The sequence below is a fragment of the Streptomyces sp. DSM 40750 genome (assembly GCF_024612035.1).
In the GTDB taxonomy this organism is placed as follows: domain Bacteria; phylum Actinomycetota; class Actinomycetes; order Streptomycetales; family Streptomycetaceae; genus Streptomyces.
This window is the reverse complement of record NZ_CP102513.1, coordinates 10,598,042-10,611,949: the sequence shown is the minus strand read 5'-3', so window position 1 is coordinate 10,611,949 and position 13,908 is coordinate 10,598,042. Positions and strand designations below refer to the sequence as shown.

Genomic DNA, 13,908 nt, shown 5'->3' with positions numbered 1-13,908 from the left:
CGCATCGCCTCGGCGCGTTGGGGGGATCGGCCGGATGCTGCCGTGGCCGGTGGAGGCCGCCACCAGGAGCGCTGTGCGCCGGGGACATCGCCTGCGGCTGCCGCCAGCTCCTGGAAGGGGAACGGGGTCGAACGGCCGGTGGACCTGGTTCTGTCAGGTCTACCGGGCTGCCGGGCGGGTCTTCGCGACCATGCCGCGGTCCCCCGAGGAGACCATCGCGTGAATGGGCATGGTGGCGACGCTCATGAGCGTCGCGAGGCCCCGGCGGCCCTGCTGGCGGGCGAGCGCCGGACCCATGAGGTGCATCAGGGCGGTGAGGGCCGGCATCGGACGCCCGAAGAGCGTGATCTCCGTGATGCGTGCCTGGTCGTCGAGCCGCAGCATCTGCACCTCCTCGAACGGCTGGGAACCCACCCGCGCCCGGTAGACCAGCGCGTACGTGTCGCCCTCGCCGGTCTGGGTGTGGTAGCGGACATCCTTGACCGCCGCGAACGCCACGGTCAGGAAGTCGCGCAGCTGGTCAGATCCCTCGAAGCGGAACTGGTCGGTGAGCGGCGAGCTGAGCACGACGTCCGGGCTCAGGCACGCGACCGCGGCGTCGACGTCACCGCGTTCCTCGGCGGAGCGCCAGCGCGCGACGGTAGCGGCGGCGGAGTGCAGGGTCTCGGACACGGGTCTCTCCCGGAATCAACGGCGCGATGGGGTTTGCGGGTGGCGGATGGCCAGTGGCGGATGACGGGTGGCGGGTGGCGGGGGTCAGCCGGTGAGCTTGTTCATGCTGCGGATCTGCTTGTCCAGGACCCAGGCGGGAACGAAGCGGAGCAGGCGTGCGCGTCCGGCCATGGGGCCGGCGGCGTAGCTCAGTTTCGGCTTGGTGTCGGTCGCGGCCGTGACGATCGCCTTGGCGACCACCGCGGGGTCGTCACCGCCCTTGATCGCCTCCGTCATCAGGCGGTCGAAGACGCGCCGCTGGTCGGCGTAGGTCTGCAGGGGGGTGTCGGGCTTGGCGCTGTTGGCCTCGAACCCGGTGTTGGTGTAGGCGGGTTCGACCAGGAGCGAGCGGACGCCGTACTGCCGCACCTCGTGGTCCAGGGACTGGGAGTAGCCCTCGATCGCATGCTTGGACGCGCCGTAGACAGCCATGTAGGGAGCGGGGATGAACCCCTGCACGGACGAGAGGTTGATGATGCGCCCGCGCCCCTGAGAGCGCATGTGCGGAAGGACCTCCCGCACCATGCGCATGACCCCGAAGACGTTGATGTCGAAGACGCCCTGGGCCTGCGCGAGGGAGGTTTCCTCGGCCGCGCCGATCGAACCGATACCGGCGTTGTTGACCAGGACATCGATCCGCCCGAACCGGTCGATCACCTCTCTGACCACGGCGGTCACCGACTTGTCACTGACCACGTCGAGGTCGAAGAACGTCACACCCCGCAGCGGGGCGACACGCGAGGTGTCGCGGCCCGTGCCGGCCACCTCGAAACCCGCCGCGACCAGCGCGAGCGCGGCCTCCCTGCCGATACCGGAGGACGCACCCGTCACCAGGGCCACCGGCCGATTCGTCGTCATCATGCACTCCCGAACTCATCTGGGAAACCGATCGGTTTCCTTTCGCCTCACTGTAAACCGATCGGTTTCCATGCACAAGCTGAAGCGGGGAACTGAAGCCGGAAACTGATCCCGGGCCGCGCCACCGGAGCCGGCTTCAGGCACACGACCGATCTCGACACACCCCGCACCGCGGCGTGGCGCTCGCGTCGCTTCTGTGCCACAACCTGGGAAGGCCGCCTCGCGGGTTACCGTCCGCGCCGCGATGGCCAACACGGCACGTCGACCGCGACCTCCTCGACCACCACAGAATTCGGGTGGTGGACAAGGGTCGAGAGCACGTCGCCATCACACGAGCGACCATCGACCGTGCCCTGGAGGGGAGGTGATCCCGGTCTGTCGCCCATGGTCAAGAGCCTGTCGCCTGCTGCCTAACCGTCGGCGGTCGGGTCCTCGACGATCGGGGAAGGCACGATCCGAGGGGAAGACACATGAACGCGACAGCGGCAACCGGTACGACCCAGGTGCGGGGTGCGTGTCCGCACGACTGCCCCGATACCTGCGCGATGAGGATCACCGTCACGGACGGCAAAGCCGTGAGCGTGACCGGTGACCGTGAACATCCGTACACGCGCGGCGGCTTGTGTGTGAAGGTCGACAACTATCTGGACCGGGTCTACAGCCCGGACCGTGTGCTGTACCCGATGCGGCGCACGGGGCCGAAGGGCAGCGGTCAGTTCGAGCGGATCACCTGGGACCAGGCGCTGGACGAGATCGCGGACCGGTTCCGGGCGGTCTCCGCGGAGTTCGGGCCCGAGGCGATCATGCCGTGCAGCTACCTGGGCACCCAGGGAATCCTGAACGGGCTCAACGTGGGCGATCCGTTCTTCGCCAGGCTCGGTGCCACCGTCGCCGAGCGTACCTACTGCGACTCCGGTGCGTGCACGGCCTACACGATGACGATCGGCGACTGCGCCGGAGTGGACCCGGAGAGCCTGGTCCACTCGAAGTTCATCCTGATCTGGGCCTGCAACGTCATGAGCACCAACCTGCATCTGTGGCCGTTCATCGCCGAAGCCCGCAAGCGGGGAGCCACGGTGGTCGTGGTGGATCCGGTGAAGACCCGTACCGCGAGGGCCGCCGACTGGCACATCCCGATCCGGCCGGGCACCGATGGAGCTCTCGCCCTGGCGATGATGAACGTGATCACCGAAGAGGGACTCACCGACGACGACTACATCGCCAACTACACCGTCGGCTACGACGAACTGGCGGAGCGGGTACGGCAGTACACCCCCGAATGGGCCGCCGAGGAGACCGGCGTCCCGGCAGAGGACATCCGCAGACTGGCTCGCGGCTATGCCTCCGCGCAGCCGTCCGTGATCCGCATCGGCGTTGCGGTGGAGCGGCATGCCGGTGGTGGCCAGACGGTGCGGGCGCTGGCCTCCCTGCCCGCGCTGGTCGGCGCGTGGCGCAACCCCGGGGGCGGGATTCTGCAGCTGCCGCTGTGGGCGTTCCCGGTCAACTGGGGCGCGATGATGCATCCGGAGATGCTTCAGCCCGGCAAGCGGGTCGTGAACCAGTACCTGCTGGGGCAGGCCCTCACCGGCGGCCTCGAACTCGATCCGCCCCTCAAGGCGCTGATGGTCTACAACTCCAACCCCGTGGTCACCTGCCCCGATCAGGAGAGGCTGATCGAGGGCCTGAAGCGGGAGGACCTGTTCACCGTCGTCAGTGAGCAGTTCATGACCGACACCGCCCAGTTCGCCGACATCGTGCTGCCCGCCACCACACAGCTCGAGCAGGACGACATCATGTTCTCCTGGGGCCACCTCTACGTCACCTACAACCACCGCTCGATCACGCCGCTCGGCGAAGCGGTACCCAACACGGAGCTGTTCCGGCGGCTGGCAGCGCGGATGGGCTTCACCGAGGCGGTGTTCCGGCGTACGGACGACGAGATGATCGCGGAGGCGTTCGACTGGTCGGCGCCCGCCATGCGGGGCATCACCGTCGAGTCGCTGAAGGAGAAGGGCTGGCAGCGGCTGACCGTACCGCCCCCGGACCAGTACGCCCCGTACGCGGAGGGCGACTTCCCCACCCCGTCCGGCAAGGTGGAGTTCAAGTCCTCCATCGCGGAGACCGTCGGGAACTTCGTGGTGCCGCTGTTCCGGCAGGGCTCCAACGACCATCAGCCGGGCACCCCGGTCGATCCGCTGCCGCACTACGTTTCGCCTCGCGAGTCGACGCGCGCGAATCCCGAGCTGGCCGCACGGCACCCGCTCAGCCTGATCACCCCGAAGTCGCATGCCTACCTGAACTCCAGCAGCGCCAACCTGCCGTTGCACCGGCGCGTGCAGGGGGAGCCCAACGTCCTCATCCATCCCGACGACGCCGCCGCGCGTTCCATCGTCACCGGCGAGGACGTTCGGGTGTTCAACGAGCGCGGCTCGTTCGTGGTGAAGGCGAAGGTCGACAAGTCGGTCCTGGCGGGCGTCGCCGTCTCGGCGTACGGCGGCTGGCGCATGCACACGACGTCGCTGTCCACGATGGCGTCCCTGAATCCCACCGTCTTCGCCGACCTGGGCAACGCACCCACGTTCTCCGACACACTCGTCCAGATAGAGAAGGCCTGACCCATGGCGTATGTCGTGACCGACGCCTGCGTGGACATCCTCGACCAGTCCTGCGTCGAGGAATGCCCGGTGGACTGCATCTACCAGGGCGACCGGATGATGTACATCCACCCCGACGAATGCGTCGACTGCGGGAAGTGCATGACCGTCTGCCCGAGCGACGCGATCCACTGGGAGCACAAGATCCCCGTGGACCTGGCCCCGTTCGCCACGGCCGCCGTCGAGTTCTTCGAGGAGCACGAGGACGCGGCCGGCGGTGCGTCCTCGCGCGGACCGGTCGGCGTCGACCATCCCCTGCTGCGGGAAAGGCGTGGCACCGGTGAGGACTGAGCACGAGACCGTGTCCGGTTCCGGCGGCGACGCGTGCGACAGTGACCTGCTGATCGTCGGCGCCGGGCCGGTCGGGCTCTACGCGGCCTACTACGCCGGGTTCCGGGGCATGTCGGTCACGGTGATCGACGCTCTCGACGAGCCCGGCGGCCAGATGGCGGCGCTCTATCCCGAGAAGAAGGTCTACGACGTCGCCGGATTCCCCGCCGTGAAGGCGCAGGACCTCGTCGACGCCCTGGTCGAGCAGGCGGCGCAGGCGAAACCCCGCTACCTGCTCGGCCACACCGCGCAGACACTGGAGGACACGGCGGACGGCATCGCCGTCACCACCCACCGGGGCACGGTGGTCAAGGCGAAAGCCGTACTGGTCACCGGCGGGATCGGCAGCTTCACGCCACGCCCGCTGCCGACGGGCTCCGAGTACGAGAACCGCGGCCTTCGCTACTTCGTGCCGAAGCCGGCCGAACTCGCCGGCGCCGACGTGGTGGTCGTCGGCGGCGGGGACTCCGCGGTGGACTGGGCGCTCGCGCTCGAACCGCTCGCCCGCACGGTCTCGCTCGTCCACCGCCGGCCCCGGTTCCGGGCACACGAGCACAGCGTCCGGCAGCTGCGCGCGTCGTCCGTGCGGCTGTACACCCCGCACGAGGTGCACCGGATAAGCGGCGAGAACTGCGTCGAACAGGTGGAGTTGATGAGCCTCGAGACCGGGGCGACCGAGAACCTGCGGGCCGACGCGGTGGTGGCCGCCCTCGGCTTCGTCGCGAACCTCGGCCCGCTCGCGACGTGGGGGTTCGAGATGCGGGGTCGGCACATCGCGGTGGACCGGACCATGCGCACGAGCCGGCCGCGCGTGTACGCCGCGGGCGACATCGCCGGCTACGACGGCAGGGTCGCGTTGATCTCGGTCGGTTTCGGCGAGGCCGCACTCGCGGTGAACAACCTTGCCCCGCTGGTCGATCCCACGCTCGGCACGGTGCCAGGACACTCCAGCGACGGGTAGAGACAGGCCCTATGCCCGGGCCCGAGTGCGGTAGGCGGTGGGTGAGGTGCCGTAGGTTTCGCGGAACGCCCGGCTGAACACGGCGAGATCGGTGAACCCCCAGCGGACGCAGATCTCGGTGAGTGTGGCGTCGCCTCCCCGGCGGGTCAGCAGGTCACGTCGGCACCGCTCCAGCCGCTGGCGCCGGATCACTTGGGACACCGTCTGTCCGCGGCGTGCGAACATCCGCTGGAGCTGGCGCGTCGACACGAAGTGCGCCTGCGCGACGCGTTCCGGGGACATGTCCGGATCGCCGAGGTGCTCGTCGATGTAGGTGTCGATCCGCCGCAGCAGGCTCGCGTGGCGGTCGGTGCCCTCGCCGAGGCCATGCGTCTCCGTCGCGATGGTCGCCACCAGGTCGCCGATCTCATCGGCGATCCGGAGGGCGCCGGCCTCGCTGACGGTCGGCTTCGCGACGAGTACGTCGGTCAGCATCCTGCTCAGCACCCCGGTGATGCCGCTGCCGCCGTCCAGAGTCCGGCAGGTGAGCGAGACGGACTCACTGTCGCTGAGCTGGATCGTGTCGCGGGGCCAGGTGAAGACGGCGAGGTCCCAGTAGGGGGAGGCGGCATCCGAGCGAAGTGCCCAGTGAAAAGGTCGTTCTGTCTCGTAGATGACGAAGTCGCCGGGGCGAAGGGTCGCTTCGTGCCCGTCCTGCGTGGCACGCGCCTCACCCCGGCGGACCAGGCAGACCTGGAAGTAGCGCTCGCCGTCGCACCGCAGCAGTTCCTTTGTGCGGATGACGTCCTGGTCCACCGAGCGGACTCCCGACACCTGGAGGTGGCCGAGGAAGCTGCTGTGCACGGCGCCGTCGAACGAGCCGTAGTCCCGTTCGACGTCCACGTCGAGGCTGACGAAATGGTCCCGCAGCAGGTCCCGCCAGACCTCCCGTTGGCTGGTGTTCGTCTCGTTCGACGCCGCCGCCGCTGTCATGGCTCCACCTCGCTCGCATGCCGTGCCCACTCGGCGTTGGACGAGTGCTGGTGGGCGAAATTCTCAGCCGATTCCATAGGCGGATCGTTGTCGCCATGTAAAAGACCGGAAAATCCCGTCTCACTGACGCGTTCCGGTCGCCGCTGGTCAAAAGCCTGTCGCACGGAGTCCTGTGCGGGCGGCCCCGGCCGGTGAGGATGAACGCGAGCGCCGATCAAGAACGCGAGGGAACGCATCGTGATAGCCGTCGTGAATGATCAAATCTGCTGTCCGGAAGAACGGGAAGAATCGATCGAGAACATCCGAGTGGGCCTGACTCGGGACCGCGTCCCGGTCGCCGAGGCGATCGAGTGGGCGACCATGCCGCACTGTGGCGCGGTCGTCACTTTCACCGGCACGGTACGCGACAGCAACGACGACCTGGCGGGGCACCGTAGCGGGATCCTCGGGATCGACTACGAGGCGTACGACCGGCACGTCGAGCCACGGCTTTGCCGGATCGCCCTCGCCGCCCGAGACCGGTGGCCCGCCGTCGGGCGCGTGGTGTTGTTCCACCGCATCGGGCCGGTGCCCGTCACCGAGGCGAGCGTGCTGGTCGTGGTGTCCGCACCCCACCGCGGCGAGGCGTTCACCGCGGCTCGCTTCTGCATCGACGTCCTCAAGGAGTCCGTTCCGGTGTGGAAACGCGAACACGGTGGGGACGGCGTGAGCGGCTGGGTGGCGACCGGGAACCAGATCGACGACGTCACCGCCTCGGCGCACCGCTGGTGCCTCGCCCGTAACCCGGAGTCGGCGGCGTGATGATTCCGTCCGTCGCCGACCGCCGGTCCCGTCCGCTTCGCGACCTGCGGATCTCCATCACCGACCGGTGCAACCTGCGGTGCCGGTACTGCATGCCGCGCGAGCATTTCGGCCCGGGGCACCCTTACCTCGAGCCCGCCGACCTGCTGACCTTCGACGAGATCGCACGCCTGGCCCGGGTGTTCGCCTCCCTGGGCGTGCGCAAGATCCGCCTCACCGGGGGCGAGCCGCTGCTGCGCCGGGGCGTCGCCGACCTCGTGGCGCTGCTCGCCTCGGTTCCCGGGCTCGACCTCGCGATGACCACCAACGGGTTGCTGTTGCCGGCGATGGCGCAACGCCTGGCGAAGGCCGGGCTGCGCCGGGTGACGGTGAGCCTGGACTCGCTCGACGACACCGTGTTCCGGGCGCTTGCCGACACCGCGGTTCCGGTGCGCCGGGTCCTCGACGGCATCGATGCCGCCGCACGGGCCGGCCTCACCCCCGTCAAGGTGAACATGGTGGTGAAGCGGGGGGTCAACGACGGGTGCGTACTGCCGATGGTGGAGCGGTTCCGGGACAGCGGCCACATCCTCCGCTTCATCGAGTACATGGACGTGGGAGCCACGAACGAGTGGCAACTCGGCGAGGTGCTGCCCGCCGCCGAGATCGTGCGCCTCATCGATGACCGCTACCCGCTCGAACCGCTCGGCGCGACCGACCCCGGCGAGGTGGCCACCCGCTACCGCTTCAGGGACGGCGCCGGGGAGATCGGTGTCATCGGCTCGGTGACGCGGCCGTTCTGCGGGGACTGCACGCGGGCCCGGTTGTCCGCCGACGGGAAGGTGCACACGTGTCTGTTCTCCTCCGGCGGGACCGACCTGCGGGCAATGGTGCGAGCGGGCGCCTCCGACGAGGAACTGCGCTCGGCCGTCCGCGCCCTCTGGGGCGCCCGGGAAGACCGCTATTCGGAGTTGCGCGGGCGCCGCACACGAGCGCGCGGCGATCGTGTCGAGATGTCCTACATCGGCGGGTGACCTGGAGAAAGGCGGATCGCCTCATGCCCACAATGCTGCTGTTCGCGGCCGCGCGGGAGGCGGCAGGCCGAGCCTGCGACGTGATTCCCGGCAGCACGCTCGGCGAGGTTCTCGACGAGGCACGCCGACGCTACGGCGGAGAGTTCGCCCAAGTGCTGGCGAACTCTCGGGTGTGGCTCAATGGAGAGACACCGTACGACGACATGCGCGGCGCCCCGTGCGAGGACGGCGACGAGATCGCCGTGCTGCCACCGATCAGCGGCGGATGATCGATGACCGATGAAGCCGCGTCGCGCGATCGCGTCGCAGATGTGATGGTCACCTGTCCCAAGACCCTGACACCGCTCGCCGGCGTGGACGACCTCCGAGCTCTCTTCAGCGACGACCACGTCCACATGGCCCTGGTCGTCGACTCGGATGGACGGCTCGTCACAACGATCGAGCGAGCGGACATCCCCGAAGCCCCAAACTCCACGCCCGTTACGGAGTTCGGGGCCCTCCTCGGCAGAACGGTGCAGCCGTCGTACCCACTTGATGCCGCTACGACAAGGATGATCCACGAGGCGCGACGCCGGTTGGCGGTGGTCGATGATGCCGGCCGCCTACTGGGGCTGCTCTGCCTGAAGCGAGACGGAAGCGGTTTCTGTACGAACGAGGGAATCCACGCTCGCGCTGACGAAAGGGAGCGAGCGCACTCTTTGCCTTCAATGGCCTGAGCATGCTGTTGGCGATCTTGGCCGCCGCGCTCTCCCTCAGCGCCTGTCTGCTGCTGCTCCTGCTCGTGCACGGTTTGCGCCGCCGCAAGCGCCGCGCCTGGCGGGCCGCCGTCGTACTGGTTCCGGCCGGTGCCGTGTCGCAGTTCACCTACCGGCCCTCGGCCCTCGGCATGTCCATCTCACCCGCACCGGCTTCGCCGCCATGCAGGCGGAGGGCTTCATCGACCTCGCCCTCTCCCTGCCCCGCTTCCTTCGCCGCCGCACGGCCACCTCGCACGCTTGCACCCACGGCACGGCGGAACGCGGCATACACACCGCATAGGGACCGCACGGTGCTGTCGACAGACCCGAGCGAGGAGACTTTCCTCGCCCCCTGGCCCCGGCTCCCCGCTCGGGTCACCGAACAGCCGCCGCGAGTCCGATGCGATCTGCTCGGCACCGCGCGGCACGCGCGAAATCCGCGCCGCGCCCCGGTTCACCAACCCCCAAGACAGCTCTCGCTCTCGGACAGGGCACTTGTGGTGGTCGGCTTTGTTCACGAGTTGCGTTGACAGCACTGAGGTACTTGCCAGGGCGGCGTGCCATCGACGAACCCACCCCACCACGCCGATATTGGGTGGCTGTTGGGGTCCGGGTGTCCGGGGAGGCGGTATTCCGGGGAGGGAGAGCCGCTCCGCATACCCCAGTAACGTGGCTCCGTATGACCGACGCCGAGATCGAGATCACCGCAGACCTGGTCCACGACCTGCTGCAGGAGCAGCATCCGGACCTCACAGGGCTGGCCATCCGCGAAGTGGCGGGCGGATGGGACAACCAACAGTGGCGCCTCGGGGACAAGTTGGCCGTGCGCATGCCGCGTACAGAACGTGCCCCGGACCTCCAGCGCAAGGAGCGCCGATGGCTGCCCGTCCTGGCCCCACGCCTGCCGCTCCCGGTCCCCGAGCCTGTGCGGATCGGTGAACCGTCCGCGCGTTTCCCGAAGCCCTGGACCATCATGACGTGGGTCCCCGGCGAGCCACTGGACTACACCTCGATCAGCCGCGGCGACCACGCGGCCGACACTCTGGCGGGCTTCCTCAGGGCGCTCCATGTGGAGGCGCCCGCCGAGGCGCCGACCGGTTCGGACCGCGGCGCTCACCCCAAGAAGTGCACGGACGGCTTCGACCACTTCTTTCAAGCCGTTGCACCCGGCGGCATCGCCGACGACATCCGGGCCGTCTGGGACGATGCCGTCGCGGCCCCCGAGTGGGAGAGCCCGCCGGTGTGGGTGCACGGTGACCTTCATCCCGCGAATGTCGTCGTCTCGGACGGGACACTCTCGGGCGTGATCGACTTCGGAGACATGTTCGCCGGCGATCCGGCGTGGGACCTCGCAGCCGCATGGGTGGTCCTTCCCGCGGGCGCCGCCTCACGCTTCTTCGACGTGTACGCGCACGCGGACGAGGCGACGATCCAGCGCGCCCGCGGACTGGCCGCTCTGAAAAGCCTGTTCCTCATGCTGATGGGCCAGAACGGAGACCGGGGCCTTCCTGGCGGCAAGCCGACATGGGGACCCGCAGGCCAGGCGGCGCTCGATCGTGTTCTGAGAGACGGTCTGATGTAGACACGGAGCGACGAGCCTCCGAGGCCCCGCCCCACGCCCATCCGTTCGGTGCGGCCGGAGGGTCTCTCGGCGCGCTCGCCCTGTCCGGCACCGTGAGGTGACACCCTGTCGGCGCCGGGCCGCGGATCGGCGTCGCCCGTGCCCGGACCACCAGGGGTTCCTCTCGGGCGCGGGTTGGCGTCCTCGCCGTTGCCACCGGCACGCCATGGACGGCAGGTCGGCTGGTGCACAATGCCTGCGGATCACCGATGGTGTGGTCAGCAGGCGAACGGGGGCCGGTCGTGCCGATGTACCGCAAGAACGTGATCAAGCCTTGGCAGTTGGTGCTGCTGGGGCTGCCGCTGGTGATCGCCGGTGTGGGGACGCCTGCCGTCATGATGCCGTCGGCGCTGGCGGACGAGCGAGCGTACACCGCCGCCCCGCAATGCCCCGTGGGGACGCCACCGGAGGCACCGGGTGACTGCCTCAGCCGGCGGAATGCCACCGTCCTCGGCAAGGACACCACCGGCGGAGGCAAGTACAAGAGGTACTACCTCGTTCTCGGATTCGCAGACGGTTCCCAACAGCGGGTGCGGCTGCAGTCCGGGGTCTCCAACCAGAAGAAGGTCGAGCAGGGGGAGCCGGTCACCGTCACCGGCTGGCGCCACGAGATACGCGAGATCACCACGCGCGACGACGAACTGCTCACCACCACCGCGTACCCCGTCAGTTCGTATCTGCCCCTCATGCTGGTGGCCGTGTCCTTGACACCCCTGGGGGGATCGGTGTTGTGGATGGCCTACTGGGTGCGCCGGCTGCGGCGTACCGGCCGCAGCATCGAGTCCGTCGGCCGGTGGCACACCTCGGTCCCGTTCGTGACAGCCATGCTCTACGCCATCGTCGCCGTGGCCGCGGTGGTGGCGTCGCCGACTCCGGCTGTCGGGGCCGCCGCCGCGGGAGTTGCCGCGGCCGGCGCGGTGCTGATCGCCGCCCTGCGCTGGCGGGGGGAGCGGGCCAAGGCGGAGCGGCGGGCTGCCGCGCTGCTGGCCGGTGTCCAGGTGGGCGTCCCGGTGACCGAGTTGCTGCTGCCCGCTCGGGTCCTGGGCGACGTTCCCTACAGCCGCGAGGACTGTGACCACCTCGTCGTCGGCCCGGCCGGCCTGGCGGCCACGCCCGACCCGCGCGGCATGGCGGGGCGTATACCCCTGCCCGCGTCCCTGGCCTTCGTCCGTCTCCACGCCAGAGTGGCGCTGGCCCCGCGGACGACCGGCCTCGTCCGGCCGCTATTTGTGGAATGCCGGGACGGCGACCGCGAAGTGCTGATCGCCGCCGACCGCGATCACGTGCCGTGGATCCTGGGCGCGTTGCGGGCACAGCCCCAACGCGTCGGCTACTGAAGTCTACTGAGCCCGCCTTGGCGCCCCCTCCGTGAGGCGGGGGCGCCAAGGCGGGCAGTGCGTGGAGCTTCTTACCGTGCAGGGCGAGGAGGTGGGTGCCGTCGGTGGCCACGTGCCACTGCGATGGGCCGCCATGATGTCCATGGGGTTCATACCCGTGCCTGCATGAGGTGGGGACGGATGAACGGGCCAACTCAGAAGGCCCATGGTGCTGCTGAGCGGGCGCGGTGGCTCCGCAGAACGCCGGCTACCTGTGAGCAGCGCACCCCGGCGCGACCACGTCGTCCAGACGTGCGGCACCGGGGAATCGAGTTCACCGGTGACCGGACCGTGGTGCGTCACGACGGCCCCGAACCGCTCGACCGGGTCACCGATCAGCTCGGCGCCTCCGTTCGAGCGGTGATCGCCGCGACGGACCGACGGTCCCGGTGCCTCAGTTCTCCAGGACGAAGATCGGCTTGTGGCCGGCGCGGTCGGAGGTCAGCACGTCGGGGATCTCGTCCCAGCCGTGGATTCCGCTGGTGACCAGCTCGGGATGGAGCGTCCCGGAGGCCACCGCCTCGAGCGTCGGCGTCATGTTCGGTCGCGCGTGCCCCTTGCCGTTGTGGAAGTGGACCCCGCGCTGGTACAGGGCGAGCAGCGGGAGCTGGACGTCGTCGAAGTAGATGCCGACGCTGTTGACGTAGCCCTCGGGCATGACCGAAAGCAGCGCCTTGCGCAGCCGCTCCGGGTCGCAGCTGGCGTCCACGGCGAGGTGGAAGTCCTTCTCCCGCTTGCCGTGGACATCGTGGACCTCGGCGCCGAGCTGCTCGGCGACCTTCATCCTGACCGGGTCGTCGTCGTAGTACACGGTGCGGGCGCCGGCGCAGTGGACCGCGACGTCGACGCAGTACAGGCCGATGGAACCGGTACCGCCGAAGACCGCGATCTTCGGGTCGGGGATCCCGGCGACGGTCGGCATCACCGTCTCCCAGCCGAGCGCGAGGTTGTCGCCGATCGAGGCCAGGTGTACCGGATCGACTCCGGCGGGCAGCTTGGCGAGGTTGAAGTCCGCGTACGGGACGCGGATGAGTTCGTCGAAGGTCCCGCCCCAGGCCCCGTTGACCGGAAGGCCGTACTGGGCGTCGCCGTGGAGGAGACAGCGGGCGGTGTGTCCGAGCTTGCACTGCGCGCAGGTGCCGCACGCGATGTGCCAGGCGACGCCGACGATGTCGCCGACCGCGACGTCCGTGCAGTCGGGGCCGACCTCGATCACCGTGCCCACGCACTCGTGGCCGATCGGGAACGGGCCGAATCCGGAGAACGGGGTCTTGTCGCCGATGACATGGTGGTCGAGATCGCACGTCGTGGCCGCGAGCGGCCGTACGAGCGCGTCGGTGCCCTCGACGATGGTGGGGGCGTCGACCTCGTCGAAGCGCAGCTGTCCGGGCGCGACGAACATCAGGCTCTTCATGGGAATGCTCCTCGTTTTCGTGGAGGGGGACCGGGTCGGCCGATCTGCCTGCCGGCCCGGTCGCCCGTTGTGCGGTCAGACGGCGCCGGTGTCCGGGTCGCCGGCGGGGATCGCGTCCAGCAACTCCGTCTGCGGGGGGCCTGCGAGCGCCTGCGCCAGTGCGGCGCCGACCTCCCGCATCGCGGCACCGCGCAGGTGCGCGCCCAGCGCCTCCTGGGAGGCCCACCTCTCAACCACGACGAATTCACCGGTGGCGCCCGCCTTGCGGTGCAGCGCATACCGCAGACATCCGGGCTCGGCGTGCACCGCGGGCACCGCCGCCTTCAACGTCTTCTCGACCAGCTCTTCCTGGCCCGGCTTGGCGACCAGCGTCGCCACTACGACAACCGGATTGGCCATCGAATACCCCTCTCAATTTCAGCGATATAACAATCGTTATAATCATGACCGACCGCGCACC

At 69.2% G+C, this 13,908-nt stretch carries 14 protein-coding genes; 9 read left to right on the top strand and 5 right to left on the bottom strand.

The genetic code is table 11. The features are described from left to right. Positions 1–159 precede the first annotated feature (159 nt). Together JIX55_RS46395 and JIX55_RS46390 are read right to left on the bottom strand one after the other, a co-directional pair. Complete coding sequence (locus JIX55_RS46395; protein WP_257561890.1) at positions 160–672, bottom strand: nuclear transport factor 2 family protein; 513 nt, start codon at positions 670–672, stop codon at positions 160–162. 84 nt (positions 673–756) lie between these two features. After that, on the bottom strand, positions 757–1,569 hold the full coding sequence (locus tag JIX55_RS46390) for an oxidoreductase (protein WP_257569210.1): 813 nt from the start codon (positions 1,567–1,569) through the stop codon (positions 757–759). A 470-nt stretch (positions 1,570–2,039) separates the two neighbouring features. On the opposite strand from JIX55_RS46390, the gene JIX55_RS46385 reads away from it, so the two are divergent. Genes JIX55_RS46385 through JIX55_RS46370 form a run of 3 tightly spaced genes read left to right on the top strand, consistent with a single transcriptional unit; the run spans position 2,040 to position 5,514 of the window. Further along, a complete protein-coding gene (locus JIX55_RS46385) occupies positions 2,040–4,184 on the top strand; it encodes a molybdopterin-containing oxidoreductase family protein (RefSeq protein WP_257561891.1) in 2,145 nt (714 codons plus the stop codon). Positions 4,185–4,187: 3 nt separating this feature from the next. Then, positions 4,188–4,514: a ferredoxin gene (gene fdxA, locus JIX55_RS51210; RefSeq protein WP_257561892.1), complete on the top strand. Its 327-nt coding sequence runs from the start codon at positions 4,188–4,190 to the stop codon at positions 4,512–4,514. After that, on the top strand, positions 4,504–5,514 hold the full coding sequence (locus tag JIX55_RS46370) for an NAD(P)/FAD-dependent oxidoreductase (protein WP_257561893.1): 1,011 nt from the start codon (positions 4,504–4,506) through the stop codon (positions 5,512–5,514). The genes fdxA and JIX55_RS46370 overlap by 11 nt, the downstream gene beginning before the upstream one ends. A gap of 9 nt (positions 5,515–5,523) precedes the next feature. Here the strand turns inward: JIX55_RS46370 and JIX55_RS46365 are convergent, their stop codons facing one another. Further along, positions 5,524–6,486: a helix-turn-helix domain-containing protein gene (locus tag JIX55_RS46365; RefSeq protein ID WP_257561894.1), complete on the bottom strand. Its 963-nt coding sequence runs from the start codon at positions 6,484–6,486 to the stop codon at positions 5,524–5,526. A gap of 306 nt (positions 6,487–6,792) precedes the next feature. Between JIX55_RS46365 and JIX55_RS46360 the strand changes: the two genes are divergently transcribed. The 6 genes from JIX55_RS46360 (at position 6,793) to JIX55_RS46330 (ending at position 11,995) form a co-directional block, all read left to right on the top strand. Continuing rightward, positions 6,793–7,287, top strand: coding sequence for a molybdenum cofactor biosynthesis protein MoaE (locus JIX55_RS46360; RefSeq protein ID WP_257561895.1), 495 nt, complete (start codon positions 6,793–6,795; stop codon positions 7,285–7,287). Beyond that, positions 7,287–8,300: a GTP 3',8-cyclase MoaA gene (gene moaA, locus JIX55_RS46355; RefSeq protein WP_257569211.1), complete on the top strand. Its 1,014-nt coding sequence runs from the start codon at positions 7,287–7,289 to the stop codon at positions 8,298–8,300. Before JIX55_RS46360 ends, moaA begins: the two co-directional genes overlap by 1 nt. A gap of 23 nt (positions 8,301–8,323) precedes the next feature. Beyond that, positions 8,324–8,569, top strand: a complete 246-nt coding sequence (locus JIX55_RS46350) for a MoaD/ThiS family protein (RefSeq protein WP_257561896.1) — start codon at positions 8,324–8,326, stop codon at positions 8,567–8,569. A 3-nt stretch (positions 8,570–8,572) separates the two neighbouring features. After that, a complete protein-coding gene (locus JIX55_RS46345) occupies positions 8,573–9,016 on the top strand; it encodes a CBS domain-containing protein (RefSeq protein ID WP_257561897.1) in 444 nt (147 codons plus the stop codon). A 700-nt stretch (positions 9,017–9,716) separates the two neighbouring features. Further along, a complete protein-coding gene (locus JIX55_RS46335) occupies positions 9,717–10,619 on the top strand; it encodes an aminoglycoside phosphotransferase family protein (RefSeq protein ID WP_257561898.1) in 903 nt (300 codons plus the stop codon). A 248-nt stretch (positions 10,620–10,867) separates the two neighbouring features. Continuing rightward, positions 10,868–11,995 carry a hypothetical protein gene (locus tag JIX55_RS46330; protein ID WP_257561899.1) on the top strand — a complete coding sequence of 376 codons (1,128 nt, stop codon included), beginning with the start codon at positions 10,868–10,870 and terminating at the stop codon, positions 11,993–11,995. A 433-nt stretch (positions 11,996–12,428) separates the two neighbouring features. On the opposite strand, the gene JIX55_RS46325 is transcribed toward JIX55_RS46330, so the two are convergent. Both JIX55_RS46325 and JIX55_RS46320 read right to left on the bottom strand, forming a co-directional pair. Then, positions 12,429–13,448, bottom strand: coding sequence for a zinc-dependent alcohol dehydrogenase (locus tag JIX55_RS46325; RefSeq protein WP_257561900.1), 1,020 nt, complete (start codon positions 13,446–13,448; stop codon positions 12,429–12,431). Between the two features lie 75 nt (positions 13,449–13,523). After that, entirely contained in the window at positions 13,524–13,847 is a 324-nt protein-coding gene (locus JIX55_RS46320) for a putative quinol monooxygenase (protein ID WP_257561901.1), read from the bottom strand. Between the last annotated feature and the right edge of the window lie 61 nt (positions 13,848–13,908).

Coding starts and splice junctions, on each gene's coding strand:
- JIX55_RS46390 (WP_257569210.1), bottom strand. CDS start 1,569: ATGACGACGAATCGGCCGGTGGCCCTGGTGACGGGTGCGTCCTCCGGT.
- JIX55_RS46385 (WP_257561891.1), top strand. CDS start 2,040: ATGAACGCGACAGCGGCAACCGGTACGACCCAGGTGCGGGGTGCGTGT.
- fdxA (WP_257561892.1), top strand. CDS start 4,188: ATGGCGTATGTCGTGACCGACGCCTGCGTGGACATCCTCGACCAGTCC.
- JIX55_RS46365 (WP_257561894.1), bottom strand. CDS start 6,486: ATGACAGCGGCGGCGGCGTCGAACGAGACGAACACCAGCCAACGGGAG.
- moaA (WP_257569211.1), top strand. CDS start 7,287: ATGATTCCGTCCGTCGCCGACCGCCGGTCCCGTCCGCTTCGCGACCTG.
- JIX55_RS46350 (WP_257561896.1), top strand. CDS start 8,324: ATGCCCACAATGCTGCTGTTCGCGGCCGCGCGGGAGGCGGCAGGCCGA.
- JIX55_RS46345 (WP_257561897.1), top strand. CDS start 8,573: ATGACCGATGAAGCCGCGTCGCGCGATCGCGTCGCAGATGTGATGGTC.
- JIX55_RS46335 (WP_257561898.1), top strand. CDS start 9,717: ATGACCGACGCCGAGATCGAGATCACCGCAGACCTGGTCCACGACCTG.
- JIX55_RS46330 (WP_257561899.1), top strand. CDS start 10,868: ATGGTGTGGTCAGCAGGCGAACGGGGGCCGGTCGTGCCGATGTACCGC.
- JIX55_RS46325 (WP_257561900.1), bottom strand. CDS start 13,448: ATGAAGAGCCTGATGTTCGTCGCGCCCGGACAGCTGCGCTTCGACGAG.
- JIX55_RS46320 (WP_257561901.1), bottom strand. CDS start 13,847: ATGGCCAATCCGGTTGTCGTAGTGGCGACGCTGGTCGCCAAGCCGGGC.